General features: G+C 45.0%; 15 protein-coding genes. 5 read left to right on the top strand and 10 right to left on the bottom strand.

What is annotated here, in order from left to right:
- The first annotated feature begins 5 nt into the window (after positions 1 to 5).
- Complete coding sequence (locus tag R7M92_RS05805) at positions 6 to 515, top strand: DUF2062 domain-containing protein (RefSeq protein ID WP_005387834.1); 510 nt, start codon at positions 6 to 8, stop codon at positions 513 to 515.
- Positions 516 to 663: 148 nt separating this feature from the next.
- Here the strand turns inward: R7M92_RS05805 and lolE are convergent, their stop codons facing one another.
- From lolE to lolC, 3 genes are read right to left on the bottom strand one after another with little or no spacing between them, the layout of a single operon-like run.
- On the bottom strand, positions 664 to 1908 hold the full coding sequence (gene lolE / locus R7M92_RS05800) for a lipoprotein-releasing ABC transporter permease subunit LolE (protein WP_186584400.1): 1245 nt from the start codon (positions 1906 to 1908) through the stop codon (positions 664 to 666).
- Positions 1909 to 1910: 2 nt separating this feature from the next.
- A complete protein-coding gene (gene lolD / locus R7M92_RS05795; protein WP_005378457.1) occupies positions 1911 to 2618 on the bottom strand; it encodes a lipoprotein-releasing ABC transporter ATP-binding protein LolD in 708 nt (235 codons plus the stop codon).
- On the bottom strand, positions 2611 to 3819 hold the full coding sequence (gene lolC / locus R7M92_RS05790) for a lipoprotein-releasing ABC transporter permease subunit LolC (protein WP_031778997.1): 1209 nt from the start codon (positions 3817 to 3819) through the stop codon (positions 2611 to 2613). Before lolC ends, lolD begins: the two co-directional genes overlap by 8 nt.
- 249 nt (positions 3820 to 4068) lie before the next feature.
- Between lolC and R7M92_RS05785 the strand changes: the two genes are divergently transcribed.
- The 4 genes from R7M92_RS05785 to R7M92_RS05770 all read left to right on the top strand — a co-directional run bounded on the left by R7M92_RS05785 (position 4069) and on the right by R7M92_RS05770 (position 9589).
- Positions 4069 to 4638 carry a hypothetical protein gene (locus R7M92_RS05785; protein ID WP_017634743.1) on the top strand — a complete coding sequence of 190 codons (570 nt, stop codon included), beginning with the start codon at positions 4069 to 4071 and terminating at the stop codon, positions 4636 to 4638.
- A 5-nt stretch (positions 4639 to 4643) separates the two neighbouring features.
- Positions 4644 to 8105 carry a transcription-repair coupling factor gene (mfd, locus tag R7M92_RS05780; RefSeq protein ID WP_054576370.1) on the top strand — a complete coding sequence of 1154 codons (3462 nt, stop codon included), beginning with the start codon at positions 4644 to 4646 and terminating at the stop codon, positions 8103 to 8105.
- Between the two features lie 7 nt (positions 8106 to 8112).
- Positions 8113 to 8880, top strand: a complete 768-nt coding sequence (locus tag R7M92_RS05775; RefSeq protein WP_021707672.1) for a peptidoglycan binding protein CsiV — start codon at positions 8113 to 8115, stop codon at positions 8878 to 8880.
- 160 nt (positions 8881 to 9040) lie between these two features.
- Positions 9041 to 9589, top strand: coding sequence for a GNAT family protein (locus tag R7M92_RS05770; RefSeq protein ID WP_318132938.1), 549 nt, complete (start codon positions 9041 to 9043; stop codon positions 9587 to 9589).
- 76 nt (positions 9590 to 9665) lie between these two features.
- Here R7M92_RS05770 and R7M92_RS05765 read toward each other — a convergent pair whose 3' ends face one another.
- The 7 genes from R7M92_RS05765 to hinT all read right to left on the bottom strand — a co-directional run bounded on the left by R7M92_RS05765 (position 9666) and on the right by hinT (position 15879).
- Positions 9666 to 10955, bottom strand: coding sequence for an NAD(P)/FAD-dependent oxidoreductase (locus tag R7M92_RS05765; protein ID WP_005378463.1), 1290 nt, complete (start codon positions 10953 to 10955; stop codon positions 9666 to 9668).
- A gap of 533 nt (positions 10956 to 11488) precedes the next feature.
- Entirely contained in the window at positions 11489 to 12031 is a 543-nt protein-coding gene (gene ycfP / locus R7M92_RS05760; RefSeq protein WP_005378464.1) for an alpha/beta hydrolase YcfP, read from the bottom strand.
- Positions 12032 to 12106: 75 nt separating this feature from the next.
- Positions 12107 to 12988: a thiamine kinase gene (thiK, locus tag R7M92_RS05755; protein WP_149191934.1), complete on the bottom strand. Its 882-nt coding sequence runs from the start codon at positions 12986 to 12988 to the stop codon at positions 12107 to 12109.
- A 24-nt stretch (positions 12989 to 13012) separates the two neighbouring features.
- A complete protein-coding gene (gene lpoB / locus R7M92_RS05750; RefSeq protein ID WP_005378467.1) occupies positions 13013 to 13603 on the bottom strand; it encodes a penicillin-binding protein activator LpoB in 591 nt (196 codons plus the stop codon).
- Between the two features lie 66 nt (positions 13604 to 13669).
- Positions 13670 to 14062 carry a YcfL family protein gene (locus R7M92_RS05745; RefSeq protein WP_005378469.1) on the bottom strand — a complete coding sequence of 131 codons (393 nt, stop codon included), beginning with the start codon at positions 14060 to 14062 and terminating at the stop codon, positions 13670 to 13672.
- Positions 14062 to 15459: a hypothetical protein gene (locus tag R7M92_RS05740; protein ID WP_318132936.1), complete on the bottom strand. Its 1398-nt coding sequence runs from the start codon at positions 15457 to 15459 to the stop codon at positions 14062 to 14064. The genes R7M92_RS05745 and R7M92_RS05740 overlap by 1 nt, the downstream gene beginning before the upstream one ends.
- 69 nt (positions 15460 to 15528) lie before the next feature.
- Positions 15529 to 15879, bottom strand: coding sequence for a purine nucleoside phosphoramidase (gene hinT, locus R7M92_RS05735; RefSeq protein WP_005378473.1), 351 nt, complete (start codon positions 15877 to 15879; stop codon positions 15529 to 15531).
- Between the last annotated feature and the right edge of the window lie 185 nt (positions 15880 to 16064).

Below are 16064 nucleotides of genomic sequence, written 5' to 3'. Positions count from 1 at the left end.
GTCCTATGCCTAGAAAGCTGATAAAACGCTTCATGCCAGATCATGAATTGATCAAACGCCAAAAAGCATTGAAGGTCTTCGGCAATGTGTTGTACAACCCGAACTTGTGGTGCTTAAACCGCCGCTCGGCATCAGGGGCTTTTGCTGTCGGGTTATTTATGGCTTTTGTTCCGCTGCCGAGCCAAATGATCATGGCCGCTGGTTTGGCCATTATGTTGGGTGTCAATCTGCCCCTCTCCGTCGCTTTGGTATGGATCAGCAATCCTATCACTATGCCTGTGCTATTTTACTTTGCGTACAAGCTAGGTGCTCTAGTGATGCGTCTTCCCCCGCAACCTTTTCACTTTGAACTATCGTGGGAATTCATCATGCAGCAAATGAGCACCATTGGACCTCCATTTCTATTGGGCTGCGCAATTTGTGGGGTTGTATCCGCGATTATTGGCTACTTCGGAATTCGAGGGCTTTGGCGCTACTCGGTGGTACGGAGCTGGCAAAAACGTAAAATAAGATAAGACCTTACTGCGTAAAAATCAGCATTTGAGCTATCAGTTGAGGGGCATCTAACAGTTAGAATGAAACGCGATGTTACTCAAGTAGGATAAATACAAAAAAGGACCGAATTCGGTCCTTTTTGTTTTTCGCATATTGTAAAACAATCCGCTATTTAGAACTCAGTACAGCCGCCGGATTCAACCTTGCGGCACGCGAAGCAGGATACCACGTCGCAAGTAAACTAAGCACTATCGCCGTCACTGACACCAATGCCACATCTGGCCAGTGTAGTTGTGATGGTAAGAAGTCGACGAAGTAAATATCACCCGATAAAAACTGATGACCAATTAAGCTCTCTAACCCTTTAATTAACGGAGTCAGGTTTAACGCCACTAAGACACCGATAACACTGCCGACGAGACTACCAAATACACCAGAGAATACACCTTGCCAAACAAAGATCCGTTTGATTAGGCTATCTTTTGCTCCCATTGTTCGCAAAATTGCAATTTCCGCCGCTCGGTCTTTCACTGCCATCATCAACGTAGACACAATATTAAAACATGCCACGCCAATCACCAGTACCATCACCAAGTACATAATGGTGCGCACGAGCTGAATATCGCGATACAAAAAACCAAACTTTTGCTGCCAGCTTTTCAAATACACGTAAACATCAACCATGCTACCAACCTCGCGAACAATAGAAGGCGCATTGAGAACATCGTCAGTTTTTAGTGAAATGCCTGTGACCCCTTCCCCTAACCTCGCGTATTGCTGCGCATCAGCTAATGGTACTAACGCTAGAGAGTGGTCGATTTGGCCATTCAACGTTAAGAACCCTGACACCTTCACGCGCACACGCTTAGGAGCCTGCACTTTATTTGCGCCGCCTGTTTGCGGAATCATTAACGTCACATAATCCCCCACGCCGACATTTAGCTCGTTTGCTACACCTCGGCCTAAGATCACTTGCTGCTGACCAGCATAAAAGTTTTGCCAAGCAGCTTGGTCAATAAAATTCGACAAACTCGACACCGCTTGCTCGAAAGTAGGCTCTACACCACGAACTTCTATCGCTTTTAGCTTACTGCCTTTTTCTGCCAAACCCGTAAAACGAACATACGGTGCTGCCGCAACAACATGTTCATGTTTTAGAGCTTGATTCATCGTTTTGGTGTAGTCCTGAAGTGGTCCATTAACACCTTCTAACTCGCCGTGTGGGATCACAGACAACACACGCGATTGCAGCTCGCGCTCAAAGCCATTCATTGCAGACAAACCGATAATGATCACAGCAACGCCAACCGCAATACCAATAGTCGAAGAAAGCGATATGAAAGACACCATCTTGTTGCGCTTTTTCGCTCGACTGAAGCGACCACCAATCATCAAAGCTAAAGAGGTAAACAAAACTAGCCCTCCGCAGATGCTGTATCAGTCACAAAACGATCTACGAGCAAACCATCTTGCATGTGCATTTGACGATCCATTTTTGCTGCCAGCTCTTTGTCATGCGTGACAACCAAAAATGCAATGTTTGACTCTTTATTGAGCTCGCGCATCAAATCATAGATAGACAGTGCCGTATTGTGATCTAAGTTCCCCGTAGGTTCATCAGCCAAGACCAGGTCAGGTTTATTCACCAATGCACGCGCAATCGCAACACGCTGACGCTCACCGCCCGATAACTCGGAGGGTCTATGTTGCATCCGATGACTCAAACCAACTTTATCTAACAGCGCTTTAGCCGCCTGTTTTGCATCCGCTACTTTAGCACCGCCAATCATCAGTGGCATCGCCACATTTTCAAGCGCAGTAAAGTCAGCCAACAAGTGATGAAACTGGTATACAAAACCAAGGTGCTTGTTGCGTAATGCCGCCTGTTTGTTCGAGCTCAAAGCTGATAGGTTTTGCCCTAGAAAATCAACTTCACCATGAGTTGCGTCATCTAACGCACCTAAAATATGCAATAAGGTACTTTTTCCCGAACCAGAAGAGCCAACAATAGAAACCAACTCCCCTTTGTCGATATCGAAACTTACGCCTTTCAACACTTCCGTATCTAACGAACCCTCTCGGTAGACTTTACGAATATCACGACATTCTAATAGCTTATTCATAGCGAAGTGCCTCAGCAGGTTTAACAGAAGATGCTCGATAAGAAGGATAAAGCGTAGCAGCAAGGCTAAGAGCAATCGCCAATACCACCACTAAAAGAATTTGCAGTGAATCAATCAAGATGGGTAGATGACCACCAAAGCTGAATAGCGCCACACCAGCAGATTCAAGAATCGCATTTAGATTAAGTGACAAGATCACGCCCGCAGCGCCACCAACAATCGCGCCAATTACACCACTGCTTGCACCTTGCACCATGAAAATGGTCATCACTTGAGATTGAGTCATGCCTTGAGTTTTCAATATTGCGACTTCTGATTGCTTCTCCATTACCACCATGATTAAAGCGGAGATAATATTGAATGCAGCGACACCCACAATTAGACCTAGCATAAGTCCCATCATGTTCTTTTCCATTTTCACCGCTTGGAAAAGCTCACCACGCTGTTCGCGCCAATCACTCCATTCCCATCCATCAGGCATGGGTTGGTCAGCAAAATCCGTCACCATAAATGGGTCAGAGAAAAAGACACGCCAACCAGAAACCGTGTCTTTAGGGAAACGCATCAGCTTAGATGCATCCGTCATGTTCACAATCATTAATTGACCATCAACGTCCGATCCCGTATTGAAAATGCCTGAGACAGTAAAGTTTCGCTGGCTAGGAATACGGCCAAGTGGGGTAAACTGCGTTGCGTTGGTCACCATCAAGCGCACTTTATCCCCGATTGAGACCTTTAGTGAACGCGCCAAACTGTGACCCAAAAATACATTGTAGTCACCTGCTTGAAGTGACGATAATCGTCCGGCAATCAAATGGTTGCTAATCGGATCGCCTTTCTTAGGTTCAATACCGATGAGGTAACCAGCCGTCAGCTGTGCAGAACTCTGAATAACAGCCTCTCCTCTAACGATAGGTTCCGGCTGAGATTCACTCGACATCGCTTGAACAAATGGAGGGGCAGACTCGGTCATAGGCGTTTTTCCATCGTGTTGCGAAACAACGGCATGAGGTAGCACACCTAAAATGCGTTCTTTTAACTGCGATTCAAACCCGTTCATCACAGAAAGAACCGTCACCAACGCCATTACACCGATCGTAATACCCGCCGTCGACATATAAGAAACAAATCGGCTGAACCTATCTCCAGAGCGTCCCCGAAGATACCTTAAGCCAATAAACAATGAGATAGGATGATACATATAAGACAAACCAACTGGTTGTTTTGATATAAAGCTTTAGCGGATTATCTTACCTTACTCTTCTCATTAAGAAGACAAGAGAATCGCTAAATTTGTCAACGACATGCAATAAGTCTGTATTTAGGGCAAAAAGTTCAAGGACAAACCGGCTAAACTTGATAACTTCATTCAGTTAGCGATAATCAGTGCCCTATTTCTCTTTGTTTGTTGAGTGAACAGGGAGCGCTCACTGGCAAAAGGATCGACTATATGACAGAGCAAGAATACTTTACCGTCCATCATAACCTCACCATCAACGTCGAAACGTTGAGTGCGGACTTTGCTTTGCCAGATGAAGAAACATTTGCCTCCGAAATTCCAGCACCATTTATTGTCGCCAGTGAATTTAGTCACTTAGATATGTTGGCAGACAACGCGCGTCTAGAGCTGAAAAACAAAGAGTTAAAGCATGTGATCAACTTGCTTGATACGCAAAACGCGAAACTTAACCTCTTGTTGAGCTTTATGCTTTCACAACAAGATGACGCCTCCATTCGATATCAAACGACGCAGTTTGGTGCTAGTCAACTCAGTTTCCGCTCAGATACAGCGTTAACTACTCAACAACTCGTTCGTGTTAAACTGTTCCTCGATCACCCTGCTGCGGCGATTTATTGTTACGCTCAAGTAGAAGAATGTGATGCTTCAGAGCAAGATTTCATTATCACGCTTAGATACAAGATGCTCCGAGAATCTGATCAAGATTTACTGATAAAGGCGGCACTGTATCAACAACAAAAACTTTTACGTCAGCGCTCGATGGAGCGAGATAAAAAATAATTCCTATGACAAAAGCAACGATTCTTTCCGTCACCAACCCTTCAGAGCGTGGCGACAAAAAACAGCTAGGTAATTTGCCGGGCGCAGCTCTACCTCTAGCCATTGCAGAGCTAGCCAAGCAGCATTCGAGTCACTCGCTACTCGTTGTGCCTGACCCGCAAATCGCTTTAAAGCTTCAGGCAGAGATTGAGCAATTCACCGACCAAACGGTAAGCCTGTTCCCCGACTGGGAAACGCTGCCTTACGATAACTTTTCTCCGCATCAAGAAATCATCTCTGAACGTATCGCACGCCTATACCAACTGCCAAGTCAACGTGATGGCATAACCATCGTCCCGGTCAGTACAGTATTGCAACGCCAATCGCCACGTGATTTTCTGTTGCAACACACTTTAATGGTGAAAACTGGTGATCGGCTCTCGCTAGAGAAGTTACGTGTACAACTTGAAAATTCTGGCTACCGCCATGTAGATCAAGTCTTTGGACCAGGTGAATATGCAAGTCGTGGGTCTATTCTGGATCTCTTTCCTATGGGCAGCAATGACCCGTACCGCATCGACTTCTTTGATGATGAAATAGATACCATTCGCACGTTTGATCCAGAGAACCAACGCTCTATCGACGATATTCAGCAAATCCAATTGCTGCCTGCACATGAGTTCCCAACCACTAAAGAAGCGATTGAAGATTTCCGTACACGTTGGCGCACCCAGTTCGACGCACGCCGCGAGCCTGAATCAATCTACATGCAAGTGACCAAAGGCACGTGGCCCGCTGGTATTGAGTATTGGCAGCCGCTGTTTTTTGACCATACCGAGACTTTATTTGAATATTTGCCAGAAGACTCTCAAGTCATCACATATGGTGATATCGAATCTGCGGTCGATACTTTCTTAACCGATGTCGAATATCGATACGACCAGAAAAAAGTTGATCCGCTGCGTCCTCTTTTGACTCCTGAACAGCTTTGGTTGAAAAAAGACGAACTTTTCAGTCAACTAAAACAGCTCCCTATCGCTCAATTGAGCCTAGATAAAGTGGTTAAGCGTGCCGGTCGTCAAAACCTACCAGTACAATCGTTAGCCGAGCTTGGCGTTCAACAACAAAATAAAGAGCCGCTCTCGCGCCTTCGTCAGTTTAGTGAGCAATTCAGCGGCAAAATCGTTTTCTCGGTAGAGTCAGAAGGTCGTCGTGAAGCACTAACGGAGCTGTTGCAAGGCATCAAAGTTCGGCCAGTCGTACATGGCTCACTTTACCAAGCTCTAGACTCGGGTGATCGATTCAGCTTGGTCTTAGGCGCAGCAGAGCATGGTTTCATTCACGAAGAGCTGAACTTCGCTCTGATCTGTGAAAGTGATCTACTCGGTGACCGTGTTATCCAGCGACGCCGCAAAGATAAAAAAGCCGTCAACAGTGACACCGTTATTCGCCATCTTGCGGAACTAAAACCCGGTCAACCTGTGGTTCATATTGATCACGGTATTGGCCGCTATATCGGTTTACAAACACTTGAAGCCGGTGGTATGAAAACGGAATACGTCACCCTTGAGTATCAAAACGATGCCAAGCTCTACGTGCCAGTTTCATCACTGAATCTTATCAGCCGTTATTCTGGCGGCGCTGAAGAGAGTGCGCCACTGCATAAATTAGGTGGTGAAGCGTGGGCAAAAGCACGTCGTAAAGCGGCAGAAAAAGTGCGTGATGTCGCGGCAGAATTGCTGGATGTGTATGCTAAACGAGAATTAAAACCTGGCTTCAAATTTGAGCTAGATCGTGGGCAATACGCAACATTTAAAGCAACATTCCCGTTTGAAGAAACAGATGACCAAGCGATGGCCATCAATGCCGTATTGTCAGACATGTGCCAGGCAAAAGCGATGGATCGCTTAGTATGTGGTGACGTGGGCTTTGGTAAAACGGAAGTCGCTATGCGCGCAGCATTTGTCGCAACGGATAATAGTAAACAGGTCGCCGTACTCGTACCAACAACCTTGCTTGCTCAGCAGCATTTCGAAAACTTCCGTGACCGTTTTGCCAACTTACCAATCCGAGTTGAAGTACTGTCTCGTTTTAAATCTGCCAAAGAACAAAAAGTCATTTTGCAAGACGTTGCCGATGGTAAAGTCGATATTGTCGTTGGTACGCATAAGCTGCTTTCGAGCGACATTAAATTCAAAGATTTAGGTTTGTTGATCGTTGATGAGGAACACCGCTTCGGGGTTCGTCAAAAAGAAAAGGTCAAAGCAATGCGTGCGGATGTGGACATTCTTACCCTCACCGCAACACCAATTCCACGCACACTGAATATGGCAATGAGTGGCATGCGAGACCTGTCGATCATCGCTACACCTCCTGCACGCCGTTTAGCCATTAAAACCTTTGTTCGACAAAAAGAAGAGCCAGTGGTCCGTGAAGCGGTACTGCGTGAAATTATGCGTGGTGGTCAGGTTTACTTCCTGCACAATCAGGTTGAAACCATTGAAAAAACGGCAGAAGACTTACAGAAACTCATCCCAGAGGCACGCATTACCGTGGCTCATGGTCAAATGCGCGAGCGCGAACTTGAGCGAATCATGAATGACTTCTACCATCAGCGCTTTAATGTGTTGGTGTGTACAACCATCATCGAAACCGGTATCGACGTACCAACGGCAAATACCATAATCATGGATCGTGCGGACAATCTTGGCTTGGCGCAGTTGCATCAATTGCGTGGCCGTGTTGGACGTTCACACCATCAGGCCTATGCTTACTTATTAACGCCACATCCAAAAGCCATGACCAAAGATGCCATCAAGCGTCTTGATGCGATTGCTTCACTGGAAGACTTAGGTGCTGGCTTTACGTTAGCAACCCACGATTTAGAAATCCGTGGTGCTGGTGAGCTGCTTGGTGATGAGCAAAGTGGGCAAATTCAATCCGTTGGTTTTACACTTTATATGGAAATGCTGGAACAAGCAGTGCAAGCATTAAAAGAAGGCAAGGAGCCATCTTTGGATGAGCTGCTTCGTGAGCAAACTGAAGTGGAAATGCGAATCCCAGCGCTCTTACCAGATGATTACATTCCGGATGTAAACACACGACTGTCGATGTACAAACGCATTGCGAGTGTCACAAGCAGTGATGAACTATCAGAGCTAAAAGTGGAACTGATTGATCGCTTTGGTCTGCTTCCAGACGCAACAAAGAACTTACTTGCCGTCTCAGAATTGAAAATTTCGGCTGGTAGTTTAAAAGCGAAAAAGATAGAAGCCCATGATAAAGGTGGATTTATCGAGTTTTACCCTGATGCTGACATAAATCCAGCGTATTTAGTTAAACTGCTGCAATCACAGCCGCAAAAATTTGCAATGGAAGGTCCAACTAAGTTCAAGTTTAGCGTACCATTGGTGGACCGACGTAAACGCATTCAGTTTGTTCAAGACTTACTGAATGATTTTAAACAGAATTTATTACCAACGAGCTAATAGTCGAATGAGAATACTGATCCCGTTATTGCTTCTATGTGTCTCAATGCCCTCTTGGGCACAGCGCCAATTTGATATTGAAGTGATCATTTTCAAGCGAGCAGTCGACGCTGAAAGCACAACAGAATCTTGGCCGAATCAACTGCCAAAAATCGATATGGAAAATGTCGGTAGCCTAGAGAGTGAATCCTACCGCCGCTCTAAAGGCGTGACACTTTTGCCAAGTTCTTCTTTCCGTCTCAACGCGCAAGAAGCGGCACTAAATAATCATGCCGGCTTTAAAGTGCTTAAACACGTAGCCTGGCGTCAAGGTGACCGAGGTAAATCTAGCGCCCCAATTTTCCGCATCGTTGGCGGGCGAGATTTCTCTGATTCTTATCAAGCAGATGGCCGCCCAATCAATGGCAATCAAACATTTTCCAGCGACGGTTACAGTGAAGAGACGGTCAATGGCCCTTTATATGAACTAGATGGTCGATTCCAAATATACGTACAGCATTACCTCTTCGCCGAAACAACACTAGATCTGCGCGAACCAAGTGTTAGAGAGGTGCGTTTTGAACCAACCTCAACTGAGCAATTGGCGGATGACTTAGGTGAAGTAGATGGTAACGTCCAAGTCGGTAACTTGGCAGAAATATCGCCGACAGTAACCGAAGAGAAATTCCTGAAGAGTTATCGAATGGATCAAAAACGTCGTATGCGTAGCAGCGAGACTCATTACCTAGATAACCCGTTGATGGGTATGATCATTCAAGTTCGTCGGGTTCGATAAGCACGAGCGGTTCGACAAAGCGCAGCAAAGCTGCGCTTTGTTTTTATCTGCTATACCTCAATTATTCCTAACCAACGCAGAGCAAGGAAAATAGCTGCGTTCAAGTATAAATAGACAGCTTTCAATTTACTTACACTCAACATGGAAGTCGTATTAGTTCATGAGTCCAGACTTTGAAATCATTGCGCCCCGCTTAGCGCTCAAGCTCATCCCTGCTGAAGAAGCACATTCACTACAACGATTACTTGCAGAATCCCCTTCGCTGCACCAATGGCTTGATTGGTGTGATAAAAACGTCACATTGAAAACCGCGCAGGACTTTCTGTTGGCAACCCGTCTTAACTGGGTCAAAACTGAGGCTTTTGGTTTCGGTATCTATAAGCGGCAAAGTAACACTTTGGTTGGAATGGCAGCGGTTAATGAGTTATATCATACGTTTAATATGGCGAGTATTGGTTACTGGGTTGCCGACCGCTATCAACGGCAAGGCTATGCCCAAGAAGCCGTTAAAGCCTTAGCAGAATTCTGCTTCGCAAAGCTAAGTTTAACTCGACTAGAGATTGTTTGTGACCCCGACAACGAAGCTAGCCAAGCCTTAATTGAGTCCGTCGGTGCACAAAAAGAAGCCATCGCCAGAAACCGGTTTATTTTTCAGGGTAAGCCTAAAGATGGCGTTGTGTTCTCACTTTTACCGACAGATCTAACATAAACAAAAAGCCACCGACTTGCGGTGGCTTCTGCATTTTTTAAGATACAACACATCCACACAGAGTGGATTTAAAACCTTAGTGCAGCTTAAGGTTTGGACGCAGCACGCGATTAATGCGGCCGACGAGCATCATCAGACCGGTTTTGAATACACCGTGCAACGCCATTAGGTGCATGCGATACAATGAGATGTAAACGACACGAGCAATACGGCCTTCTACCATCATCGACCCTTTAGTTAGGTTCCCCATCAGACTACCAACGGTTGAGAAGCGACTTAGAGACACTAATGAACCGTGATCTTTATATACGTAGTCTTTCAACTCGCGCCCGTTGATCTTCGCGACGATGTTACTAAATGCCTGGCTTGCCATTTGGTGTGCAGCTTGAGCGCGTGGCGGCACGAACGAACCGTCAGACTGGGTGCATTGTGCTAAGTCACCAATAACAAAGATGTCATCATCTCGTGTTGTCTGTAGTGTGTTTTTCACTACAAGCTGATTGATACGGTTCGTTTCTAAGCCAGCGATATCTTTAATAAAGTCTGGAGCTTTGATACCCGCAGCCCAAACCATGATTTGAGCTGGGATCTTCTCACCATCTTTTGTAGTAAGGCCATCTTTTTCAGCTTTAGTCACCATAGTGGCGGTGCGCACGTTTACGCCCAACTTCACCAACTCTTGATGAGCAGCAGAAGAAATACGTGGAGGTAACGCTGGTAAAATACGCTCACCTGCTTCAATCAGATTGACGTTCAACTTGCTAGAATCAAGATCACCGAAGCCATAAGTGCGCAGCTCTTTAACAGCATTATGTAACTCAGCTGATAGTTCAACGCCAGTTGCACCAGCACCAACAATCGCAATATCGACCGTACCGTTACCGTTTTTCGCGTGCAGCTTTAGGAACTCGTTGTTCATTTCTGTACGGAAACGGTGTGCTTGCTCAGGGCTGTCTAGGAAAATACAGTTTTCACGAACGCCAGGCGTGTTGAAGTCGTTTGATGTCGAGCCAATCGCCATCACTAGAATGTCGTATTCTAGCTCACGGCTTGGCATAAGAAGTTCACCGTGTTCGTCTTTAAGCTCACTTAAGATGATCACTTTACGTTCACGGTCGATGTCTTGAAGGCTACCCATTTGGAAGTCGAAGCTGTGGTTTTTTGCATGAGCTCGATAGCTCAGTGCATCTACTCCTTCGTCCAAAGAACCTGTAGCAACCTCATGCAATAATGGCTTCCACAAGTGGCTCGCTTTTCGATCGACTAGCGTAATTTGCGCACGGTTTTTGCGACCTAGAGTTCGACCAAGCTTAGTTGCCAACTCAAGACCACCTGCACCGCCGCCTACAACGATAATGCGTGTCACAATGATTTTCCTCTACAAAAATGAATATATGGGGTTCAGCTCGATGCATGACTCACAAATATTTGTGGCATCCATCCAACCGATGAATTCTTGGTTCTTAGAGGTGTCTCAATTACTTGGATTAAAAAACTGCCACTCACCTTGATTCTTTATCTATCAATGACTTGTCAGGGTTTGGCATGTTTATCTGGTACGCATACGACGCCAGAATTTTTTGGGCAAGTTTATTACTCGCTCTCAATTTTTTTTGATATTTATCAAATTATTTTAGTCCGGTTCATTATATAGAGACCAACTTTGAAGGCAACCAAAATCCGTGTAACGAGTACGGATTGACTACTTTTCGACTACTCTACAACAAGGTGTTCGTGCTACATAGGAGGGAAGTAAGAAAACGGTAAGGAGAACACAATATTCAAAGCGTTAAACCAAGAAAATGTGCCTTTCAAAGAGACAGTGGCTCGGCATACTCAAGAGAAGGAATCGCAGCAAAGCAGCCGATAAAAACGCCGCTTTACTGTCTACACTCAACATTAATAAGTATTTTTAAATGCCTTTATCGCTTGTAAATGATGAGAGATTTTTTTGAACTTATGAGACTGAGTTTCATCCCAAATGATTTGATAGTGTTTTTCTAGCTCAGCTGCCGTTTTCGAATTGTCATGCACTTCATCATCTTTAGAGAGAATCACTAAGCAGTGAGCTTGATTTTTCGCTCGGAACTGATCAACACATTTTGTTGCGATATCTTCGTACTCTTCTGGACGATCGATTCGACCAGCCATCGTTTTTTCTGGGTGCAAGTTCGGGTTGAACATCACTTGCTTGATACCGCATAGAAAACCAATTCGCTCAGACCAGTAACCACCTAAACCAACCCCGCAGATTAACGGGTTTGGGTCATCAGATTGATCGATAACTTTAGACACTTCTTTTAACAAGTGTTGCATGTCGTGCTTTGGGTGAAGGGTGCTGTAATTGATAAAACGAACGTCGTCGTCGATAAATTGCAGTTGAAGAACTTTTTCGTGGTTACCCGGGCTTGTACTGTCAAAGCCGTGTAAGTAAATAATCATGTGTACCTCTCCCTGTGTGTATCTGGTACTTTTATTAAAACTACCACTATTTCCTTACTGTTAAAGGGGAAAATATCACGAGTTCTCAAAACAGTGATCTTCCATACACAATGAGCCTTTCAACTCATACGCACTGTTTAAGTATTGTTCATCTCCCCACAATTTATAGGCAAGTAGATACCAGAGCATCGCCATCACCAAGGTTCTTGGTTGCCAAGCTTTTACACCTCTCAGCCAAAGAGACACATCTTCGACACCTCGAATTTGGCAATACTGCTTTACCGCTTCTTCCACAGGCGAATTCGCGACCTGAATAGTTAAGGTCAAATCAAGCCTAGGGTCAGCAATCCCGGCATACTCCCAATCAATGACTTTCACCCCATTCTCTCCTCGCACTAGGTTGTAACACCCCAGATCGAAGTGACATAGGGCCAGCGGAACAGGTGCAACGTTCGGTTCCGTGCGCCACTTCATGTACAAAGCCTCAAACTCCGTCCCCACATACTGACCACCAAGCTCAAGCCAATAATGATCGATGCGAGAAATATATGAAAATGGAACCAAAGGAATTGCGCTTATCGGATATTGATGAATCTTCGCCGCAATGGATAATAAATTGCTTAGTGCTAAGCCTGACTCCGTCAGAGCCTCTCCTTCTATCCATTCCACCAGCAACCCTTGCTCATGAATAAAAACTGGCTTGGGGCCAATTTCCAATGAAGAGACTGCATTCAGCACTTGATATTCACTGTGACGAGAAATTGAAAAAGCCTTGCAGACATGACTGGTCGGTCGCCAGATGTATGCAAGGCCTTGAGAAGATTCCAACCGCCAACAGCGGTTGGTTAGCCCCCCGGTAACAGTTTGTACTTTTACCGGAGGCTCCGTAAAGAAGCCATCGAGAGCATTAAGACTCGGATCTAACTGTTTTGCTTGTTGCCAAGAAAACCATGCCATTGATGACTTCTCCACCCTGTTCGATTAAAGACCGAATAGGCTCTTAGATTGCGCTTTACGAATTTCAGTTTCATCCGCCCACTCAATCAAACCTGTTTCTAGGTCCATTAGGCGCATGGTCATCTTGTAGTATACATCTTTATCGCTACCTGCATTTTTCACAATGCTAGATAGGTTGCCGTAAAGCATGTATTGAGCACCAACCATTTTACCAAATTGGATAGCTGTGCTTTGGTTAACAAGCTCATCCGTGTTTTGGAAGTTAAGTTGTTCACGCACAGACTCAACACGATCCATATCAACAAAACGGAACTTACCTGAGTTCAACATCTTAGTAGAGATCGTGTCAGTAATGGATTCAGTGTCAATATGTTCACTGGTTTTGTTCTTAATTCGCTCAACAAAAACGATAGGACGTTGGTCACGAGTAATTGCTGCTACAGAGCCCGACATCATCATGCTATCCACCATTTCAGCCGCGATTTTTTGTAAATCTGTTGAGCCAAAATCGATAGTCGTGGTTTCTGTTGCTTGCGCATCGCCGTAAGAGACTTTGTTAGAACAGCCACCTAAAATGACGGCAAGACCTAAAAGAGCAATAATACTTTTTTTCATGAGAGTTCCTTAGTTTTTCAATACCAGCGCATCGTTAGCGCGGCAGCTTCGGCAGAGCCGTTAAGATTAATCGTCTTGTGCTTCTCTAATTTGCACACGGAATTTTGTGCCATTTGGATTCACAGTAACTTCAGATAACGTGACTTGCTCAAATCCTCGCACAATCATTTTTCGCCACGGACCAGGTTTGGTATTCACTTCTAAACCATTGTTGTCATACCAATAAAATCGGTAAAGAATGTGCTGATCACCTTTGTAATTGCTACTCAGCTGCACGACTCCTCGTGGGCGATCATCAACGTAAGTGGTGGTGATGTTGTCAACTAATAAGCGACTACCTAAAACGTTATCATTAAAAAATACTTTTTGCGTTTGGCCATCAATTCGAATACCAGCCGTGTTTTCGGCGCATCCAACTAAACCAATAGCCATTGCTAAACAAACAAGCCATGCTTTCATTACAGTCTCCCTAGCTGTTTATGCCACACGGTTGAGTGTGCTCCCTGACGAGATACCCATACCAATGTAGTCTGCTGTGCAGGCACTTCAAACTGATAGGTTTGATCACCCAAGTTTAAACTTTGTGTTCCCGGTTTCACGATTTTTGAAGCCGTTTTCACTTGCGCTGGCAATGTTTGCCAACTTCTCGTATCTGGCTGTTCGGTCAATGTGTTCCATACATTGAAAAGTATGTTGCCCACATCATCGCCTTTTTTCGCCGCCTCTTTTCGGATTCGATCTTTTGCCCAAACACGAAGAGCTTGACGGATCACTATTGTAGTAAGACGTTCATTAAGAGCGTTTTGCGCCATCGCATTAACATCAGTCAGCGTACTGGAAGGCAATACCTGACCATTTAAAACAACATCGCTAAAACGTTGAGCACCTCGGTTCTGATAATAAGGAAGCGCCAACGAATAAATCGCGCCATTATCGCGACTGTCGTAAATCGGTAAATCAATACGCCACCCTTTCATCGCCTCAACAACACCCTGCTCATCAATAACGATGACTCGCCCTTGTGACTGAGTTAATCCAGAAGGTGCTTTGCCATACCGCTTCTCTAGCATGCGCAAGTCTTCACGCATGCCCAGCTTCTTAGCAGCGTATAAGGTGCTTTCCACAACTTGCTTGTTGTCTGGCATTACAGCGAGTGCTCGTCGGTAATCAACATAAGCACTGTTTAAGTCTCGCGACGCTTCATATAACAAGCCAGAAAGATAGAACAGATAACCATTTTGTACCGCGCTTAGTTTTTTACCAGCATCAGGGTAGTTCGCTAACACACTGCCTAAATTGGCAGACATGCCTTGCTTGTTAAGGTCTTTCTCTGCTGCTTTTAGCTCTTTTTCACGCGCCTTTCTTGCCGCTTCCTGAACTTGATTAGCTCGACGCACTTCAACTAGTGCTCCTTCTAAATCGTTTTTCTGTAAGTAATTTAGTCCTAGATACAGGTGCAAAAAGCCAAGTTCGTAATCGGCGGGATGATAGTCTTGGAGATTGTCGTTCACTGCGAGAGAGCCGACGCTCGTTGCCGTGTCTGACACAGATATCGTCGCTCGATCTTGTTGGACACGTACGGCACGATCGCTGCTTTCTAGCGCATTCAAACTTGTCGGGTAATCTTCAGCAAGAAAAGAGATACGACCTTTTTCAAAATTGCCAAGTATCTCGCCACCCACTTCACTTGATTGAAGTTGTTTTGCTTTGGCATATTCCCCTGCAACAACGGCTTGATAAACTTCTTGATTCTGGTTGCTGTAATGGCTAAACAGATTGCCCGCAGATAAATTCGCGCAGCCAGAGGCCATTAAAGCCCAGCTCATCAGCCCTAACAGCTTTACACCTAGTTTCACATTTATCTCCACAAATGTGTCATTCGACAGGAAAAAGAAGTGGGTGAATCGCCACCCACTTTTAAAAGCTTAGCTCAATACCATTGGACCTAGAGGGCGGCCGCCTAGTAGGTGCATGTGAATATGGTAAACCTCTTGGCCACCATGTGGATTACAATTAACGATTAGGCGATAGCCGTCTTCAGCAATACCTTCTTCTTTCGCTAACTTTCTAGCAACAGTGAACAAACGCCCCATCATTGCTTCATCTTCAGCTTCTACATCATTCGTTGTTGGGATCAGTTTATTCGGAATAATGAGAATATGGCTTGGTGTGCGAGGGTTAATGTCGCGAAACGCAGTCACCAAATCATCTTGATAAAGGATATCGGCAGGGATTTCCTTGCGAATAATTTTACTAAAGATCGTTTCTTCCGCCATGAGGACTCCATTTTATAAACGTAATTAGACCCCAATTAGTATGCGCCAACCAAAAGCGGAGCTCAATAAAAACAGTGTTCACTTAACATTATTAATCAAATGCTAATTAACGAGGCTTTTTTTGTCGTGTGCGTCATAAAATGCGCGTCACAAACTGAATACAATCCAATGAATTTTGTTACTTT

Origin of the sequence: Vibrio sp. Vb2880 (assembly GCF_033337975.1) — a bacterium.
GTDB lineage: Bacteria > Pseudomonadota > Gammaproteobacteria > Enterobacterales > Vibrionaceae > Vibrio > Vibrio alginolyticus.
Note: the sequence above shows the minus strand (reverse complement) of the source record. Positions and strands in the feature narration are given on the sequence as shown.